Source organism: Microbacterium sp. MMO-35 (genome assembly GCF_037147555.1).
Lineage (GTDB): Bacteria > Actinomycetota > Actinomycetes > Actinomycetales > Microbacteriaceae > Microbacterium.
The window spans coordinates 241,863-259,741 of record NZ_JBBCVH010000005.1; the positions used below are offsets into that span (position 1 = coordinate 241,863).

Consider the following 17,879-nt stretch of genomic DNA (forward strand, 5'->3'; position numbering starts at 1 on the left):
AGCGGGGATGCGCCCCGGGAGAGCGAGCAGACGATGACCTCACAGGCCGGACAGACCGTGCAGACGGTGCGGGGCCCCGTGTCCGCGCGCGCCCTCGGGCCGACGATGCCGCATGAGCACATCGTCTCGGACATGTACCGGGTGAACCGGCAGAAGGCGTCGTTCATGATGGACCTCTACGAGGCCGTCAACGACCTGCGCTCCTACAAGGCGGCGGGCGGCGCCACGATCGTCGACTGCACGAGCGGCGGCCTCGGGCGCGACCCGCACAAGCTGCTGCAGGCTTCCGTCGAGTCGGACGTGCACATCGTGATGGGATCCGGCTGGTATCGCGAGCCCTTCTACGAGGAGGACTTCAACAAGCTCAGCGTGGCCGTCCTCACGGAGCGGCTCGTCGACGACATCGAGAACGGCACCGACGGCATCCGCCCCGGTGTCATCGGAGAGATCGGCGCCGATCGCGAGTGGCTCTCCGCCGTCGAGGAGCGGGCTCTGCGGGCGAGCGCCCGTGCGCACCGCAGGACCGGTCTCGGAATCATCCTGCACGGCACGCGCTCGAAGGTCGGGCTGTGGCAGCTCGATGTGCTCGAGGAGGAGGGCGTCGATCTGCGCCGCGTCGCCGTGAGCCACTGCGACGGACTCGACGACGTCGACTACCACGAGGTCCTGGCCCGGCGCGGCGCCTTCGTGATGTACGACCGCAACGGCCCGCTCGACATCCCCCAGCAGGAGGAGCGCGTGCGCAACACCGTCGAGATGGTGCGCCGCGGGCTCGCCGACAAGCTCCTGCTCTCGCACGACGTCTGCTGGATCACCGATCGGGAGCGCCGCGGCGGCCCCGGGTACTCCTATGTGCTGCGCGAGATGCGCGGCGAGCTCATCGCGGCCGGTGTCGACGCGGAGATCGTCGAGCGGATCGTCGTCGACAACCCGCGCAGGCTGCTCGTCGGCGCATAGACGGGACGGGTACGCAACGGCTGAGGGCCGGAATGCAGAGCATTCCGGCCCTCAGCCTTTGCGCGGGGCTGCGGATCAGAGGAACGGTCCGTGATCGAGCACGGCGCGATCATGGCTCGGGATCACCTCGCAGTCGAGGGAGTCGATCGTCGCGAAGCTCGCGGCGTAGTCGGTGATGCTCGTGTAGAGGCCGGACGGGATGTGGGAGGCGGTCGCATCGCCCTCCCAGTTGACGTAGGCGTTCACGGTGTCGCCGGCGAGCAGGTAGCGGCGGTCGGCGCCCTGCACCAGCACGCCCTGCGAGCCGGGGGTGTGTCCCGGGAGCGCGATGACGGAGACGCCCTCGGCGATCTCGGTGTCGCCCTCGACCGTGCGGATCCGGTCCTCGGCGCGGCGCCACGGGGACTGCACGCCGGGAAGGTGCTCGAACATCACGTTGTGCCACTCGACGGGATCGATCGCGTAGTCGACCTCGCTGCGCTGCACGATCACCTCCGCGTTCGGGAACAGGTCGTTGTTCGACGAGTGGTCCCAGTGCAGATGGGTGTTGATGACCGTGCGCACCTCCGCGGGATCGATGCCGAGCTTCTCGAGGGCGGCGGCCGGATGCTCGTCGACGGCACGGATCAGATCGTGGCCGTGCAGTCGTTTGACGGTGTCGGCATCGGGCGGTCCGGTGTCGACGATGATCGGCGATGCCCCGCCGGTGATCGCGAACATGATGAACACGGTGTCGAAGCGCTCACCCCACCCGCGCAGGTAGGTGACGGAGGGCATGTGCAGGCCGTTGATACGCCCCACGCACACCGGATGGATCTCGAGGCTCATGGCTCCCATCCTCTCGGGATTCGTCGCTGTGTCGCCGATGCGCGCCGAAGCCGGATCCGTCGCGGATCCAGCCCCGGCGAAGGCCGGAGAACCGGGCCTCGGCACGAGGTTGACAGCGAATGGATTTCATTGTGTACAATCGTACACGCAAGTACCGCACCGTGTGCAAAGGAACGCAACATGGAACATGAAACGCTCGCGCTCGACGAGGAACTGAGGCGCGACGCCCGCATCCCCGCCGTGTGGATGCGCGGAGGCACGAGCAAGTGCTGGATTCTGCGCGACGATCACCTCCCCATCGACCTCGCGGCGCGCGATGCTCTGCTCCTGCGGCTGTTCGGGTCACCGGACCAGCGTCAGATCGACGGAGTCGGCGGCGGCACGTCCACGACGAGCAAGGCGATGATCGTCGACGCGGCGGGTGCCTTCGACGGGGTCGTGGAATACGAGCTCGCTCAGGTCAGCGTCGCCACGCAGCGGGTCGAGTGGGACAGCAACTGCGGCAACTGCGCCTCGGCCGTCGCGCTCTACGCCGTGCAGGAGGGGCTCGTGCCGCTCACCGCGCCGGCCACCACGCTCACTCTCATCAACCGCCACTCCGGACTCGTGCTGGAGGCCGTCGTCCAGACCCCCGACGCACAGGTCCCGCCGCATGACGGCGACGAGATCGTGCCGGGCACCGTGTACCCCGGCGTGCGGGTCGTGCTGCGCTGGAGTCCGCCGACATGGTCCGAGTACGGCCGGACCCTGCCCACCGGCAGTCCCGTGGACGTGCTCATCGTCGACGGGAAACGGGTGCTGAGCACCATGATCGACGCCGGATCCCCCACCGCTCTGGTCTCGGTCGATGAGATCGGCTTCGAGGGCGGTCTGTCATCACGGCCCGCGGTGGCCGAGCTGCTGCCGTGGCTCATGCGATTCCGGCAGGCCGCCGCCGCGCGGATGGGTCTGCCCGGCGGGGGACAGGCGGTGCCCAAAGTCGGCATCGTCGGGCCCGCCGCGAGCGAGTCCGGGGCGGACATCGAGGCCCGCATGGTCTCGATGACCGAGCTCCACCCGGCGATCGGCATCACCAGCGCGGTCGCCGTGGCCGCCGCGGCGGGGATCGAGGGCAGCGCCGTGCACTCGCTGCTGCGCGCGTCCGCGCAGGCGCCGGCGTGCGAGTTCTCGATCGGCACGTTCGCGGGATCCGTCCGGCTCGGGGTCGAGCGGGGCACGGACGGATCGGCGCAGGCCGTCGACAGCGTGCGTTCGGCACGCCGGCTCGCCGACGCCACATTGTTCGTGGGACGGGACTGGGTCGACATCGTCAGCGAGGATGGGATGGACGTGAGGAGCCGGGCATGAGCGAGCGGGGCATCTGGATCGACAACGCGGAGCGACTCGGCTCCGGTGCGACGCTGGTCGTGCGCAGCCCTTACGACGACCACGTCGTCGCGAGGATCGCCTCGGCCTCGCCCGCCGACGTGGAGGCGGCGATCCGCAGCGCCGCGCGCGCCCACGGCGAGGTGCTGCGGCATCTGCCCGCCCACGAGCGCTCCGCCGCTCTGCGCCGCATCGCCGACGGCATCCGGGCGCGCCACGACGAGCTCGTCGACACGGTCGTCGAGGAGGGCGGCAAGCCCGTCCGCGACGCGCGACGCGAGATCGGACGAGCCGCCCAGCTGTTCTCCATGGCCGCGGATCTCGTCGCGACGATGCCGATCGGAGCGGTGCTTCCGATGGACTCGGTGCCCGGGGGTGAAGGCCGTTTCGGGTACACGATGCGCGTGCCGGTCGGTGTGATCGCCGCGATCGTCCCGTCGAACTCGCCGATCAATCTGGCGGCGAACAAGGTCGCGCCGGCACTGGCGATGGGTAACGCGGTGGTCATGAAGCCCGCCGATCAGACGCCGGTCTCGGCGCTGATGCTCGCAGAGATCGTGCGCGATGCGGGCCTCCCCGCGGGCGCCCTGAACGTGGTCATCGGCTCCGTCGACGACGCCGCGCGGCCGCTCGTCACGGACGACCGGGTGCGGATGGTCACCGTCACCGGGGGCGTCGCCACCGGCCGCGCGATCGCTGCGACCGCCGGGCTGAAGAAGCTCACGCTCGAGCTCGGCTCCAGCGCGGCCAACGTCGTCTGCGCGGACGCGGATCCGGTGGCCACCGCACGCACCCTTGCGACGAGTGCGTTCCTCTCCTCGGGGCAGGCATGCATCTCGGCGCAGCGGCTCATCGTGCACTCCTCGATCATCGAGGAGTTCTCGGCCGAGCTCGTCCGTGCGGCCCAGGCGATGGTGATCGGTGATCCCCGGGATCCCGAGACCGAGATCGGCCCGCTCGCTTCGGCCTCGCATCTCGAGCAGCTGCTCGAGTGGATCGATCAGGCGAAGTCTCTGGGTGCGACCGTGCTCACCGGCGGGGAGTGTCACGAGCGGACCATCCGTCCGACGGTGCTGCGAGACGTCCCGGCCGAGGCGGCGCTGAGCTGCGAGGAGGCCTTCGGGCCGATCGCCACGCTCGCCGCCTTCGACACCATCGAGGAGGCGTTCGCCCTCGTCAACGACAGCCGGTTCGGCCTGCAGGCGGGCCTGTTCACCAACGATCTGCAGACGGCGTTCCGCGCCGCGAGTGAGATCGACGTGGGTGCGCTGTGGATCAACGACTCCTCGCGGTACCGGCAGGACAACTATCCGTTCGGCGGCCGCAAGCTCAGCGGCATCGGACGCGAGGGAGTCGAGTACGCGATGGAGGAGATGTCGGAGCTGCGTTTCGTGGGCATCCGGCTGGCCTCGACCGGCGGCCTGCTGGGCTGATCCGACCTCAGGAGCGATGACGATGACGATGACGCACGATTCCGACGACTTCCCCTCCGCCCGGCTCTACTGGGTCGGCGTCGACCCCGTCTCCGGTGTGCCCTCGGAGGATGTGGACCCCGCGGACGAGGCGCGACGTGCGCTCGTCACCGCCGCGGAGGTCGAAGGGCTGGATCCGGCGACCATGACGGGGCTGCGCCTCGCGCAGCAGGACGCCCGTGGCGACATCGGCGCCCGGTACGTCGCGGCCTTCCGCGTACCTCTCGAGCTCGACGCGGACGTGTTCACCGCGGCGCGCGAGGCGCGGCCCTGGCCCGACGGCGTCGGTTTCGCTCCGCGCTGGCGGCTGCTGTTCGAGCGCTTCCTGACCGTGGGAACGCCGGAGCCGGAGGGGGCGCAACTGGTGCTGGTGGGGATGACGCCCGCAGCGGACGCCACGGCGGAGCAGGTCGAGGAGTTCAACGCCTTCTACAACGGCACGCACCTCCCGGAGGTCCTGCATGACTGGGATTGGCAGCGCGCGGGACGCTACGAACGTCGAGCTGTCGTCGGCGGATCCGGTCCGCGCTATCTCGCGGTGTACGAGAGCGGCCCGACCGCGCGCATCTCGCCGCGCAGTGCGGAGGGCGTGCCGAACTACTCCAGCGGGCCGTACGCGTGGGAGCACCGCGACACGGCCTGGCGCCTCCGCTACGACGTGATCTGACCTCGGCACCGATCCCGAGGGGCGTGGAGACCGGCCGCGCGAGCCGCCCGTGCGGGTGCGGCTCGCGCGGCTTCCGGGTTCAGGCGTGGCGAGGGGACGTCAGGGCCGGGGCGCATCGAACGCGAGCAGGCGCGCGGGGTTGCCGACCATGATCTGCGTGATCGCGTCCTCGGGCACGCCGTGGCGGCGGAGCGCAGGAAGGAAGTGGTCCGAGATGTAGGTGAAGCCCTGCCCGCCGTACTGCTGCAGCTGGATGCGCTGACAGACGTCGTGGGCGAGCAGGAGCTGACCGGCGAAGCCGGCGTAGACCAGCTCGGCCACGCCGCGTGCCACACGATGATCGCCGATCGGCAGCCGGTGCAGCCGACGGCTGCCGGTGGTGCCGAGGAAATCGAACTCGATCGTTGCGCCGCGGCGCAGCAGCGGCAGCGCAGCTGCCTGCTCGACGGCGAGATCGTTCACGTGGCCGAAGACCACGCGGTCCGCGCCGAGACCCTCTTCGGCGATCGCGTCGAGCACCCGCAGGCGCTCGTCGCCGTGGCCGCCGCAGTGGAAGGTGAGCGGAGCCCCGGTGATGCGCCCCGCGCGTGCCGCCGAGCGGGTGATCTTCCACTCGTTGTCGGTGAGGGGAAGGTTCTCGGCACCGATCTCGCCGATGACGCCGGAACGGATTCCCGTGCCGTCTGCGCCGACGACGATGTCGTGCACCGTCTCGGCTGTCAGGTCGTCGACCGTTCGGCGATCCATCTCCGGGGGATGGAAACGCGGCGAGTACCAGCCGGCGCCCATCACGACCTGGACTCCGGAGGCCCGTGCGATGCGCCGGAGTGATCGCGGGTCCCGGCCGATCGGACGGCTCGTCACGTCGACGATGGTGCCGCCGCCCGCATCGCGGAAGGCCAGCACCTCGGGAAGCATCTCTGCGACGTCGCCGATGAGGTCGTTCGCCGCCAGCGGTCCACCCTGCCGCGTCCGTGCGAGGTTCTTCAGGCTCAACGGCTCCGCCGCCTCCGGCGCGTCCTCGCCGGGGCGCCGCCCCCACGCCGGCCTCCGCAGGTCGAGGAAGAGGTGCTCGTGCATCAGGGTGACGCCGAGCGTCGCCGGGTCGACGGGCCCGTCCACGGTGAGCGCCATCCCGCGCAGGTCGGGGACGTCGAGCCCGGTCAGCGGGTCGTACACGAAAGGGGATGAGGTCATGGGCGGGGCTCCGTCATGGTGCTCGTGGGCAGGGCGGCGGAGGCGATGGTGAGCCAGTCCTGCGGGTTCGTCGTCGTCAGGGCGGGAAGGAGCTCTCCCCCGCCGAAGTGCTCGAGGATCCAGAGGAACTGACGCGGCACGGCCGCATAGCCGCTGCCCCCGTAGGTGCGCAGATGATGCGCGCGAGCGACGCCGGAAGACACCAGCAGCCGTTCGAGATGCCCCTGGTCCGCCAGGCGCACGATCGCCGCTGCGACCTCCTGATCGTCGGCCTCGCTGTCCGCGGTGATGATGCGACCCAGGCGGCCGAACAGCACGCGGCACCCCGCCTCCAGCACCGACAGCAGTTCATCCGGCCGGGCCGCGAGTGCATCGGAGTGCGAGAAGGCGATCCGGTCCGGAGGCACTCCTTCGTCGGCGAACGCCGCCATCACGGCGGATCGGGCCTCGGGATCCGCAGGGAGCCGGATCATCACGGGCGCACCGCTGCGTCGGGCGGCCCGCCCCGCGGCGGTGAGCAGCAGCGCCTCGTCCGGGACGCGCGGGTCGAGCGGTGCCAGTTCGCCGATCAGGCCGGCGCGCACACCGGCGACGCCGAGCTCGAGCTCTCGCACGATCTCGTCGGCCACGTCGTCGACTCCGCGTCCGTCGAGCCCCGCGGCCCATGCCGGGTGGAACCAGCCGGCGCCCATCACCACGTTCACGTCGGTGCGGAGCGCGAGGCGGCGCAGGGCGGCGGGGGAGCGCCCGCGATCGGCGGTGGTCGCGTCGACGATCGTGCGGATGCCGAGAGCGGATGCGTCGAGCACCTCGTCCACGGCGAGCGCCTCGTCATCGAGGGTCTCGTCGGCGCGGTTCGGGGAGCCGGTCGTGAGCGTCGTCAGCAGCGGCAGGCTGAGCGCGGCCTCATAGCGCGTTCGCTCCGCGGCGGTGAGGGGGCGTCTCATCTTCGCCACCGTCCACGCCCGCGCGTGGTCCCAGGGGGGTGAGAAACTGCCGAAGACGTGCTCGCCGGGCAGCACCGGGCCGAGTTCGGCGGGGGGCCGAGGGCCGAGAACGGTCGTCGCGGTGCCCGCCGTCATGCGGGGCATCGCTCAGCGCTCCCAGTCCCAGCCCGCCTCGGGCCGCGGCCACCTCAGCACGGTCGCCGCCGTGCGGCCGAGGATCCACTCCTTCTCGCTCGCGCCGAGGAAGCCCAGTTCGTACCGTGTGTGGTCGAGGATCTCCCGGTAGCTCGCGCGGACCACCCGGGTGGTGTCGGATCCCCACATGAGACGTTCCGGTCCGTACCCGTCCACGATGCGCTCCAGCATCGGGGTGAGCGAGGGATACGGGTACTCCTCATCGGTGTAGTCGGGGATCGAGGAGAACTTCAGGAAGACGTTCGGGTACGCCGTGAGCGGGAAGAGATCGTCGATGTGCGCCCAGGCGTCGAATCCCGTGCGCTGCCCGATGAGCAGCCCCATGTGGTCGATGATGAGGGGCAGGCCGGGATGGCGTTCCGCGATCGCGGCGACCTTGCGCACCTCCTGTCCGAAGATCAGCAGCATGAGAGGGATCCCGAGTCGCTCGGCCTCGGCCCAGAACCAGGCGAAGCGATCGACGTCGAGCCAGTCGCGTCCGCGGAAGCTCGGATAGCTCATGCGGATGCCCCGCATGCCGGGGTCATCGAACCAGCGCTCGATGCGCGTCCGATCCGGATCCCACAGGTCGAATCGGCCCATCACGCCCAGGCGGTCCGGATGCTCGGCGGCCCACCGCAGCGCGGGGCGGTTGTCGTCGCCGGCCCAGATCGCCGGAACGATCGCCGTCGCGCTCACGCCGATCTCATCCATGGCGGGCAGGATCTCGGTCGGGGTCGATCCATGCGAGCCGTCCGGCGCCGGATCGCCGTAATCGGGCCAGGGGTGCTCCGGCGAATTCGGGAGGTACATGTGGACCTGGGTGTCGAGGATGAACATGGCGCTCCTTCGCGATCGTCTGAGCGACGGCGCGGGGGTCGTCGCCTCTCCGGCAGAGTGCCGCACCATCCAATTGTGTACGAGTGTACACAATTGGATCGAGGTGGTGTCAAGAGTTCGGACGGTGGGAACCGCGGGCGAGGAAGACGTCGACCGCCACGCCCGGCCTCTCCGACCGCCCTCCCCGCCCGCCCGGGGAAGGTGTTGACAGGCGTGGGAGCGCTCCCATAGTCTGGCGCGGATCGCGTGGGAGCGCTCCCACGCACCTCTGCCCCACCATCGTGCCGCCCGAACGGCGCGCCGAGCGAAGGAGAGCGATGAACGCGTCCCCCCGTCGATTCCCGGACGGCTTCCTCTTCGGAGCCGCGACCGCGGCGTACCAGATCGAGGGCGCCGCCTTCGAGGAGGGCCGGACCGCATCGATCTGGGACGCGTTCGCCCGGGTTCCCGGAGCCGTGCAGAACGGCGACACCGGCGATATCGCGTGCGACCACTACCACCGCTACGCCGATGACGTGCGGCTCATGGGCGAGCTGGGCCTGCAGGCCTATCGCTTCTCTACCTCGTGGGCGCGGGTGCGGCCCGACGGGGGCGCGGTGAATCCGGCGGGGCTCGCCTTCTACGACCGCCTCGTCGACGAGCTGCTCGCGGGCGGCATCGTGCCCTGGCTCACGCTCTACCACTGGGACCTGCCGCAGGCGCTCGAGGAGAAGGGCGGCTGGACCGCCCGCGACACGGTCGACCGGTTCGTCGACTACGCGCTCAGCGTGCACGACGCGCTCGGCGACCGCGTGCAGCACTGGACCACGCTGAACGAGCCGTGGTGCTCGTCGTTCCTCTCCTACACGGCGGGCGTGCACGCCCCGGGGCGGACCAGCATCGAGGACGGCATGCTCGCGGCACACCACCTGCTGCTCGCGCACGGCCGCACGATCCAGGAGCTGCGGGCGCGGGACCCGGAGCTCGACCTCGGCGTCACGCTCAACCTCACGGTCGCCGACCCGGCCGACCCGCGCGACCCCGCCGACGTCGACGCGGCCCGGCGCATCGACGGCCAGTTCAACCGCTGGTTCCTGGATCCGGTCCTCCGCGGCGCCTACCCCGCCGACGTGGTCTCGGACATCCGGGACGTGGATCCGGTGGCCGTGCGGCGCTGGGCCGCGGCGATCCAGGAGGGCGATCTCGACACGATCGCCACGCCCCTGGACTGCCTGGGCATCAACTACTACCACGGCGAGCTGCTCTCCGGCACGCCGCAGCCCGGCGCCGAGGGCACCCCGCACGACGGCGCCGGCGATGGCGCGCGGCGCACCCGCTCGCCGTTCCCCGCCGCCGACGACGTGCACTGGGTCGAGCGGGGACTGCCCCGCACCGGCATGGACTGGGAGGTGCAGCCGGAAGGGCTCACCCGGCTGCTGCGGCGGATCGGCACCGAGTACGCGCCCGGGCTGCCGCTCTACGTGACCGAGAACGGCGCCGCCTACGACGACGTCCTGGAGGGCGGCCGGCTCGACCCCGCGACGGGAGCGGTGACGGGCGGCGCCGTGCACGACGCGGAGCGGGCGATGTTCCTGCGCGAGCACGTCGCGGCGACCTTCGACGCGATCGACGAGGGCGTGGACGTGCGCGGCTACTTCGCCTGGTCCCTGCTGGACAACTACGAGTGGTCCTTCGGCTACGGCAAGCGCTTCGGCATCGTGCGGGTGGACTACGACACCCAGGAGCGGATCGTGAAGGACTCCGGACGCGAGTACGCGCGGATCATCGCCGCCCGGGCGGTCTGAGCGATGGTCGATCGGCCGGGCGCACGGCGGGCCGGATCCGCCGGTGACGATCCCCGACCGGGGACCCGGGTGCCGGATCCGGATCGGCCGGGCCGCGCCACGATCGAAGAGGTCGCGGACGCGGCCGGCGTCTCCCGCTCGACCGTGTCGCGCGTCGTGAACGGATCGTCCGCGGTGAGCCCCGAGGCGCTCGCCGCCGTGCAGGACGCGATCGCCCGGCTGGGGTACGTGCCGAATCGCGCGGCGCGCTCGCTGGCCCTGCGGCAGACCCATGCGATCGCGCTGGTGGTGCCGGAGGACACCCGCCGCTTCTTCGGAGATCCGTACTTCGGCGCGGTCGTGGCGGGCATCGGCGACCGCATCGCGCGCTCGGACTACATCCTGAACCTGCTCATCGCGAGCGACGACCCGGGCGGGCGGATGACGGGGTTCGTGCGCAACGGCGGCGTCGACGGTGCGATCATCCTCTCGCACCACACCAGCGACGCGTTCGTCGACCGCATCGTCGAGGCGGTTCCGGTCGTCTTCGGCGGACGGCGCTCGACCGGCGGCGACGCCGACTTCTTCGTCGACGTCGACAACGTCGCGGGCGGACGCCAGGCCGTCGCGCACCTGATCGCCACGGGACGGAGCCGGATCGCGACCGTGACCGGACCGCTGTCGATGGCCGGCGCCGTCGACCGTCTCGAGGGGTTCCGCGAGGGACTGGCCGAGGTCGGGCTCGCGCCGTTCGCCGAGCTCGCCGGCGACTACTCCGAGGCGAGCGGCGTCCAGGCTGCGGAGGAGCTCCTCTCCCGTGCCGGCGAGCCGGGCGGAGGCCTTCCCGACGCGGTGTTCGCGGCCAGCGACCTCATGGCGCGCGGCGTGCTGCGCACCCTGCGCGGGGCGGGTCTGCGCATCCCGGAGGACGTCGCGGTCGTGGGCTTCGACGACTCGGCCGTGGCGCTGTCGACGGATCCGCCGCTCACGACCATCCGCCAGCCGATGCATGCGCAGGGGGAGGCGCTCGCCGGCGTGCTCATCGACCGGCTGACCGGAGCCGCCCCGCCCCGGCGCACCATCCTCGGCACCGAGCTGGTGGTGCGCGGGTCCGCCTGACGCGAGGACCGTATTCAGGCTGGATCCGGCCCCGGAGCCGCAGCCGTGGGGTGTGGAGGCCGTCACGCGCGGTCCAGCCTGAGTTCGGCGGATCGGTCCGAGTACCGGCCGGGGGCGGCGCCTGCCTGCGATGTGTACTTCGGGCCGGATCCTGGCCGATCGGATGATGTGGATCCGGATTCCGCGTCCGTAGGCTGTGGCCATGGATCCCCGAGGAGAGCCGCGCGACGAGGTCGTCGTCCGCGACGGCGTGCGCGGAATCCTCGCTCCCGTGCGCTTCGGACGGGCGCTGCAGCTCGTGCTGATCGCGTTGATCGTGGTGAGCGCGATCCGGTATCTCCTCCGGCACGGGGAGGGCGAGAACGCGATCGCGATCATGGCCGGTGCCGCGGTGCTCGCCGTCATGGCGGTGCTGCAGGGCGTGGTGCCGCGCCGGGGTGCGTGGCCCGCGGTGTGGACGCTCGCGGCGAGCACGCTCTGGGCCGTGCTCACCCTCGTCGCCCCGTCGTTCGCCTGGTGCGCGGTGCCCCTCGCCTTCGCCGTGCTGCAGATCCTCCCGTTCTGGCCGGCGACGACGCTGGTCGCGGCGATGACCGCCGTCGTGATCGCGGCCGAACTGCGGCTGGCGGTGCAGCTCGACCCGACGCTCGTGGCCGGGCCGATCGGGATCGCATTCGCGACGATCGTCGCCTATCGGGCGCTGGACCGCGAGGCCCGCGCCCGCCAGCAGCTGCTCGACGAGCTGACGGCGACCCAGGCCGATCTCTCCGCCGCGCAGCACCGTGCGGGGGCGCTCGCCGAGCGGGCCCGGCTCTCGCGCGAGATCCACGACTCCGTGGGGCAGGATCTGTCCAGCATCAATCTGCTGCTGCAGGCGGCCGAGCAGGGCTGGGATCGCCGACCGGACGCGGCGCGCGAGCAGGTGCGCTCGGCCGCCGGCGCCGCGCGCTCGGCGCTGGACGAGGTGCGCCGGGTGGTGCGCGATCTCGCTCCGGGCGAGCTCGAGGGCGCCGCCGGCTCGCTCCCCGCGGCCCTCGCCCGCGTCGTCGCGGAGGCTGCGGGCGACGGCGTGCACGTGCAGCTCGTCAGCCACGGCGCGGTCGACGGGGCGGGCATGGCGGAGGTTCCGCTGCCGGTCGCATCGGCGATCATCCGCACCGTACGGGGCGCGCTCGCGAACGTCGCCGAGCACGCTCGCGCGTCCCGGGCGGTGGTGAGCCTGACCGTGCAGCCCGATGAGCTGCGCCTCGACGTGCGCGACGACGGCGTCGGCTTCGACGCCCGCCCCGCCGCCATGGCCGCCCTGGCCGCGCAGCGCCGCGCGGCCGGGCGGGGACAGGGGATCCGCGGCATGGCGGACCGCATCGCGCAGCTCGGCGGCGAGCTTCAGGTGGAGAGCACCCCGGGAGAGGGGACGACGGTGTCGCTGGTTTTCCCGCGGGGCGCGGATCCGCAGGAGGAGGACCGATGACCCTGAGGATCGTGCTCGTCGACGACCACCCGGTGGTGCGCGCGGGCGTGCGGGCGCTGGTCGAATCGGCCGATGACCTCGTCGTGGTGGGCGAGGCATCCAGCGCCGACGAGGCGGTGCAGGCGGTCGGGGCCGAGCGGCCGGACGTCGTGCTGATGGACCTCAGCCTCGGCGACGGCGAGGGCGGCATCGCCGCGACGAGCCGCATCCGCGCGCTGCCGGATCCGCCGGCCGTGCTCGTGCTCACCACCTACGACAGCGAGTCCGACATCCTGCGCGCGCTCGACGCCGGGGCCGCCGGTTACCTCCTCAAGGACACCCCGCCGGACCAGCTGTTCGCCGGGATCCACGCGGTGCACCGGGGAGAGCCCGCGCTCGCGCCCTCGGTCGCCGCGGTGCTCATGCGCCGTGCCTCGTCTCCGGAGCCGCGGATGACGGAGCGCGAGGTGGAGGTGCTCGAGCTGCTCGCGGACGGGCTCGGCAACCGCGAGCTCGCGAAGGCGCTCTTCGTCTCGGAGGCGACGGTGAAGTCGCACCTGTCGCACATCTACGGCAAGCTCGGCGTCGACACCAGGGCCGGCGCCGTGGCGGCGGCGATCGAGCAGCGCATCATCCGACGCTGACGCGCGCGGGATCCGCGGCCGGGTCGGATCCGTCCGGACGGGACGCCTGTCACGATCTGCACACTCCGTCACGATCCGCACACGTGTTGACGTGGATCCGTGTGCTGATCGTCGCAGGGTGTGCTGATCGTCACACCCCCGGCGTCACGCGCCCCGCGCCCGGCGCCCGTCGCCCCGTATGCGGAGCGCGCCCCGCCCCCGGCCGGGGGACCGGAGGGCGGGGCGTCGGCGCCGGATCCCCAGTGCTCCGGCGTCCTGCGATCACCCTCCGAAGGATCGCAGGAGGTTCCCCCCGAACAGCGCGAACGCGGTGATCCCCGCCGAGAGGATCACCGCCGCCGACGTGGCGGCGACGGCGAGCAGGGACACGCCCTGCCCGCCGAGGCGCTGTCCGCCGAGCCCGATCGTCACGCCCTCCCCGTGCGCGATCGGGACGGCGGTCTCGTCGCGGTAGGCTGCGGTCCGCGCCGCGAGGCGACGGTGTAGCTCCTCCGCGAGCTCGATGATCCCGCGCATGACGTCCGGTGCGTCGAACCGGGTGCGCGCGGGAAGGTACAGGTAGGCGCGGTCCTCGACGAGCTCGAGCTCGCCCGCCGCACCGAGGTCGAGCACACGCGCCATGAGGTCGGGCGTGAAGATGTACAGCGCGTCGCGCTGGTATCCCTCGGGCACGAGCAGCTGGAACGTCGTGGCGAAGTGCCCCTCGAGGTCCATCCTGGCGCCGCGCAGGCCGAGGGTCGGCACGATGCTGCGGCGGCGGTTCCGCAGCACGATGTGCGGCACCTTGACCGGCAGCGGCAGTTCCACGAAGCCGAACGGACGCTGCAGGGTCGCCCCCTCGTCCCGGCTGCCGACGGAATGGACGATCCCGAGCTCGAACGGGATCCGCGGGTCGTCCGAGGCGACCACGCCGCGCTCCATCGACCGCCGCATGCGCGTGAACGCCGCGCCGGGCCGTCGGGTGTCCTGCAGCAGATCGGCGTACGCCCAGCCGTTGGTCCACGCGAAGAGCGCGAGCTTCGCGCGACGCGAGAGCGCCACGGCGTACCAGAGGAAGCCCGCCGCCCCGAGCAGTCCGTAGAACACCCCGAATCCGGCGAGCAGCGGCACCCGCTCGAGCATCCCGATCCGGCCCAGCCACCAGAGCGCGACGACGATCGCCGCCGTGAGCAGGAGCACCCCCGCGAGCACCGTGAAGAACCGGCGGTGCAGGGGGATCCCGGCCGCCCGTTCATAGCCGAGCAGAGTGCCGATGCCCGGTGTCGATCGCAGCGGCGCGAGCTCGATCCGCAGGGGTTCCGCGTCCGGCCGGGGTGCGCTCGGTGTCGCCGCGCTCACCCGATGCGCCAGGGCAGCGACGCCCAGGGGCCGTTGCGCTTCGCCGTCGCGGCGGCCTTGAACTCGCTCCACCCGTCGCCGTACTTGTCGAAGGTCTTCTCGCCGATGCTGCCGTCGCTCCAGTGCATGACGCGGCCGACGATGTAGCTGAGGCCGAAGTCCGCCCAGGAGGAGAACGCGGGGCGGCCCTCCTCGTTGATGCGGCGGATGATCGCCCTGGCCTCCGGCACGTCGGCGTGGCCGAGCGCGACGCCCCAGGTCGTCAGGCCCACCGCCTGACCCAGGGCGTAGCCGTCGAGGGTGCGCACGTACAGGTCGGGCGTCACGATGTCCTTCCCGACGAGCTTGCGCACCTGGGCCTCGACGCTCTCGATCGCGGTGACGAAGCCGCGGGCGTCGCGCTTGTCTCCGCCGGCCTCGACGATCGCCGCGATCCACTCCTTCGCCTTCGGGACGTGCCCGAGGCGCTGCGCGAGCTCGGCGCGGAGGGACAGGCAGGTCACCCAGACGTCGCGGCGGCGGCGCACGGTCACGAGGCGGTCGATGGCGGCGAGCCAGCTCTCCCGCGTGGGCACGCCCCACATCTCGACGAGGTGCTTCTTGTCGTTCGCGCTGAGCGCGGGCGCGGTCGGATCGTTCCAGGGGCCCGACGGCATGTTCACGATCTGCAGGAAGCCGAGGGCGATCTCGTCGGCCTCGCGGTCATCCGTCGAGAACTTCTCGGACGGCTTCACCTTCGCGGCCGGCATGATCCAGATCACGAGGAAGAACAGCACGACGACGCCGACGATCACCCAGACCCACCACTGCGCGATGAGCCAGCCGACGACGCTTCCGAGGTCGTTCAGGTCCACGCGGGCGCTGGGGTGCATGGGAGGCCTTCCGTGCGGGATTCTCGTAGGTTGAATGAGCATTCAGTTATTAATCTAGCGAATGGATCCGACACCCGGAAACGGATCCGGAAGGCGCCCGCGCATGGCACGCTCCCCCGAGCAGAACCGCATCGCCCGGGAGCGCTCGCACGAGGCCCTGCTCCAGGCGGCGATCGACGTGTTCGCGGAGCACGGGGTCGAGGGGGCGACCATCGCCGACATCACGCGTCGCGCCGGCGTCGCGCAGGGGCTGGTGAACTACTACTTCGGCGGCAAGGAGCAGCTCATCGCAGCGGTCATCGACCGCTGGTTCGCGATGCTGCTCGGGATCGCGCGCGGCGAGGGCCTGGAACCCGTGGCCCCGGCGCCGGACGACCTTCCTGCCGAGGTGCGGCTCGCGGCGATCATCGACACGGCGCTCGGGATGACGGCGGTGGCCCTCCCGCTGCAGCGCGTGGTCGTCGCCCTGCAGCAGCAGCCGACCACCCGCGCACTGTTCGCCGCCGCCGAGCGGCGCCACGTCGAGGGCGTGGCCGCGGCCGAGGACGCGGTGCGGGCGATCTTCCGGGAGCGGGGCGCGGCGGACCCGGCGATGGAGGAGATCATGCTGCGCAGCCTGCTCGACGGGATCGTCGGGCAGTGCATCGTCTACGGCGACTCCTACCCGCTCGAGGCTGCGCGCCGCTGGGTGCACCGCAGCTACGGGCTGCCCGAGCCCGCGGCGCCGCTGCCGGGTGCGACGAAGCCCGCGCCCGGCTCGGAATCCGAGCCGCGGACGCGGGCCTCGGACTGATCAGGCCGGGTCGCCGCCCATCGGGCCGACCCCTTCGAGCGGACGCGGATCGTCCGCCCCGCTCCGGCGCAGCCGGGCGATCGCGTTGCCGCCGTGGTAGATGACGATCGCGGCGACCGTGGCGATCACGATGCCGCCGAGCATGAAGCCCGAGTCCTTGATCGAGATCGAGAAGCCGCCGACGGCGATGATGAGCGCGACGGCCGCCGTGTACTGGTTCACCGGCCGCGAGAAGTCGACGCGGTTGTCGACCCAGATCTTGATGCCGATCACGCCGATGAGGCCGTAGAGGCCGGTGGTGATCCCGCCGAGGACGCCCGGCGGCACCGAGTTGATGATGGCGCCGAACTTCGGCGACAGGCTCAGCAGGATGGCGGCGATGCCGGCCACCCAGTACGCCGCGGTCGAGTACACGCGGGTCGAGGCCATGACGCCGATGTTCTCGCCGTAGGTCGTCGTGCCGGATCCGCCGAAGAATCCGGCGAGGGTTGTCGAGACGCCGTCGGCGATGAGCGCCTTCCCGGTCTGCGCGTTGATCTCCGGATCCTCGACCATGGTCGCCACGCCCCGCACGTGTCCGACGTTCTCGGCGATGAGCACGAGCACGACGGGCAGGAACATCGCGATGCCGCTCCACACGGTCGGGGTGCCGAAGTCGGGCAGGTGGAAGGTCGGCAGGCCCACCCAGGCGGCCTTGTCGACGGCGGAGAAGTCGAGCTCGCCGCGGAACGCCGCGAAGACGTACCCCGCGATCACTCCGAGGAAGATCGAGATCCGCCCCAGGAAGCCGCGGAAGAGCACGGCGAACACGATGGTGATCGCGAGGGTGAAGGTCGCCGTGATCGGCGCCTGGGCGAAGTTGCCGTAGGCGGCACCGGCGAGGTTGAACCCGATCAGCGCGACGATCGTGCCGGCGAGCACGGGCGGCAGGAAGCGGTCCACCCACTTCACGCCGGCGACGTGCACGACGACGCCGATGATCGCGAGCAGCACGCCGACCGCGACGATGCCGGCGAGCGCGGCGCCGATGCCCTTGTCGGCGCCGGTCGCGTGCGCGGCGGTCGCCGCCGTCACCGGAGCGATGAACGCGAACGAGGATCCGAGGTAGCTGGGCAGCTTGTTGCGGGTGATGAGCAGGAACAGGATCGTGCCGATGCCGCTGAACAGCAGCGTGGTCGGCACGGGGAACCCGGTGAGGATCGGCACCAGGAACGTCGCGCCGAACATCGCCACGACGTGCTGCACGCCGATCGCGATCGTCGCGGGCCAGTTCAGGCGCTCATCGGGGCGGACGACGGCGCCGGGTTCGACCGTGCGCCCGTCGCCGTGGATCTTCCACAGGGCCATGCGGACTCCTCGGGATCGGGGGAGGGGGCTGGGGAAACCCTATCCTGAACGTTCCCTGGGAGGTGTGGGCCACCACCTCCGAGTCGTCCCCCTGAGCACGACCTAT

The 17,879-nt window shown here is 71.6% G+C and carries 16 protein-coding genes; 9 read left to right on the forward strand and 7 right to left on the reverse strand.

Translation table 11 applies throughout. The features are described 5' to 3' along the window. Nucleotides 1–33 precede the first annotated feature (33 nt). Nucleotides 34–957, forward strand: a complete 924-nt coding sequence (locus tag WFJ01_RS12665; protein ID WP_251447621.1) for a phosphotriesterase family protein — start codon at nt 34–36, stop codon at nt 955–957. A 75-nt stretch (nt 958–1,032) separates the two neighbouring features. Here WFJ01_RS12665 and WFJ01_RS12670 read toward each other — a convergent pair whose 3' ends face one another. After that, nucleotides 1,033–1,785: an N-acyl homoserine lactonase family protein gene (locus tag WFJ01_RS12670; protein ID WP_336629221.1), complete on the reverse strand. Its 753-nt coding sequence runs from the start codon at nt 1,783–1,785 to the stop codon at nt 1,033–1,035. A 180-nt stretch (nt 1,786–1,965) separates the two neighbouring features. Between WFJ01_RS12670 and WFJ01_RS12675 the strand changes: the two genes are divergently transcribed. Genes WFJ01_RS12675 through WFJ01_RS12685 form a run of 3 tightly spaced genes read left to right on the forward strand, consistent with a single transcriptional unit; the run spans nt 1,966 to nt 5,289 of the window. Then, a complete protein-coding gene (locus WFJ01_RS12675) occupies nt 1,966–3,132 on the forward strand; it encodes a PrpF domain-containing protein (protein WP_336629222.1) in 1,167 nt (388 codons plus the stop codon). Beyond that, nucleotides 3,129–4,583: an aldehyde dehydrogenase family protein gene (locus tag WFJ01_RS12680; protein ID WP_336629223.1), complete on the forward strand. Its 1,455-nt coding sequence runs from the start codon at nt 3,129–3,131 to the stop codon at nt 4,581–4,583. Before WFJ01_RS12675 ends, WFJ01_RS12680 begins: the two co-directional genes overlap by 4 nt. 22 nt (nt 4,584–4,605) lie before the next feature. After that, nucleotides 4,606–5,289 carry a hypothetical protein gene (locus tag WFJ01_RS12685; RefSeq protein WP_336629224.1) on the forward strand — a complete coding sequence of 228 codons (684 nt, stop codon included), beginning with the start codon at nt 4,606–4,608 and terminating at the stop codon, nt 5,287–5,289. A 99-nt stretch (nt 5,290–5,388) separates the two neighbouring features. Here WFJ01_RS12685 and WFJ01_RS12690 read toward each other — a convergent pair whose 3' ends face one another. The 3 genes from WFJ01_RS12690 to WFJ01_RS12700 all read right to left on the reverse strand — a co-directional run bounded on the left by WFJ01_RS12690 (nt 5,389) and on the right by WFJ01_RS12700 (nt 8,447). Then, nucleotides 5,389–6,486, reverse strand: a complete 1,098-nt coding sequence (locus WFJ01_RS12690) for a phosphotriesterase family protein (RefSeq protein WP_336629225.1) — start codon at nt 6,484–6,486, stop codon at nt 5,389–5,391. Next, nucleotides 6,483–7,433, reverse strand: a complete 951-nt coding sequence (locus tag WFJ01_RS12695) for a hypothetical protein (RefSeq protein WP_336629226.1) — start codon at nt 7,431–7,433, stop codon at nt 6,483–6,485. The genes WFJ01_RS12690 and WFJ01_RS12695 overlap by 4 nt, the downstream gene beginning before the upstream one ends. A gap of 147 nt (nt 7,434–7,580) precedes the next feature. Then, nucleotides 7,581–8,447 carry an amidohydrolase family protein gene (locus WFJ01_RS12700; protein WP_336629227.1) on the reverse strand — a complete coding sequence of 289 codons (867 nt, stop codon included), beginning with the start codon at nt 8,445–8,447 and terminating at the stop codon, nt 7,581–7,583. 317 nt (nt 8,448–8,764) lie between these two features. Here WFJ01_RS12700 and WFJ01_RS12705 point away from each other — a divergent pair, with 317 nt between their 5' ends. From WFJ01_RS12705 to WFJ01_RS12720, 4 genes are all read left to right on the forward strand, one after another. Then, nucleotides 8,765–10,231, forward strand: a complete 1,467-nt coding sequence (locus WFJ01_RS12705) for a GH1 family beta-glucosidase (protein WP_336629228.1) — start codon at nt 8,765–8,767, stop codon at nt 10,229–10,231. Nucleotides 10,232–10,234: 3 nt separating this feature from the next. Beyond that, nucleotides 10,235–11,329 (forward strand): LacI family DNA-binding transcriptional regulator, encoded by a 1,095-nt coding sequence (locus WFJ01_RS12710; RefSeq protein WP_336629229.1) that lies wholly within the window; start codon nt 10,235–10,237, stop codon nt 11,327–11,329. A 202-nt stretch (nt 11,330–11,531) separates the two neighbouring features. Then, nucleotides 11,532–12,800 carry a sensor histidine kinase gene (locus WFJ01_RS12715; RefSeq protein ID WP_336629230.1) on the forward strand — a complete coding sequence of 423 codons (1,269 nt, stop codon included), beginning with the start codon at nt 11,532–11,534 and terminating at the stop codon, nt 12,798–12,800. Beyond that, nucleotides 12,797–13,423, forward strand: a complete 627-nt coding sequence (locus WFJ01_RS12720) for a response regulator (RefSeq protein WP_292887905.1) — start codon at nt 12,797–12,799, stop codon at nt 13,421–13,423. Before WFJ01_RS12715 ends, WFJ01_RS12720 begins: the two co-directional genes overlap by 4 nt. Nucleotides 13,424–13,684: 261 nt before the next feature. On the opposite strand, the gene WFJ01_RS12725 is transcribed toward WFJ01_RS12720, so the two are convergent. After that, nucleotides 13,685–14,761: a hypothetical protein gene (locus WFJ01_RS12725; protein WP_251447589.1), complete on the reverse strand. Its 1,077-nt coding sequence runs from the start codon at nt 14,759–14,761 to the stop codon at nt 13,685–13,687. After that, a complete protein-coding gene (locus tag WFJ01_RS12730; protein ID WP_336629231.1) occupies nt 14,758–15,633 on the reverse strand; it encodes a DUF1266 domain-containing protein in 876 nt (291 codons plus the stop codon). The genes WFJ01_RS12725 and WFJ01_RS12730 overlap by 4 nt, the downstream gene beginning before the upstream one ends. Nucleotides 15,634–15,736: 103 nt before the next feature. Between WFJ01_RS12730 and WFJ01_RS12735 the strand changes: the two genes are divergently transcribed. Next, nucleotides 15,737–16,426 carry a TetR/AcrR family transcriptional regulator gene (locus WFJ01_RS12735; RefSeq protein ID WP_336629232.1) on the forward strand — a complete coding sequence of 230 codons (690 nt, stop codon included), beginning with the start codon at nt 15,737–15,739 and terminating at the stop codon, nt 16,424–16,426. Here the strand turns inward: WFJ01_RS12735 and WFJ01_RS12740 are convergent, their stop codons facing one another. Beyond that, complete coding sequence (locus WFJ01_RS12740) at nt 16,427–17,773, reverse strand: uracil-xanthine permease family protein (RefSeq protein ID WP_251447581.1); 1,347 nt, start codon at nt 17,771–17,773, stop codon at nt 16,427–16,429. It lies immediately after the preceding gene. Nucleotides 17,774–17,879 lie beyond the last annotated feature (106 nt).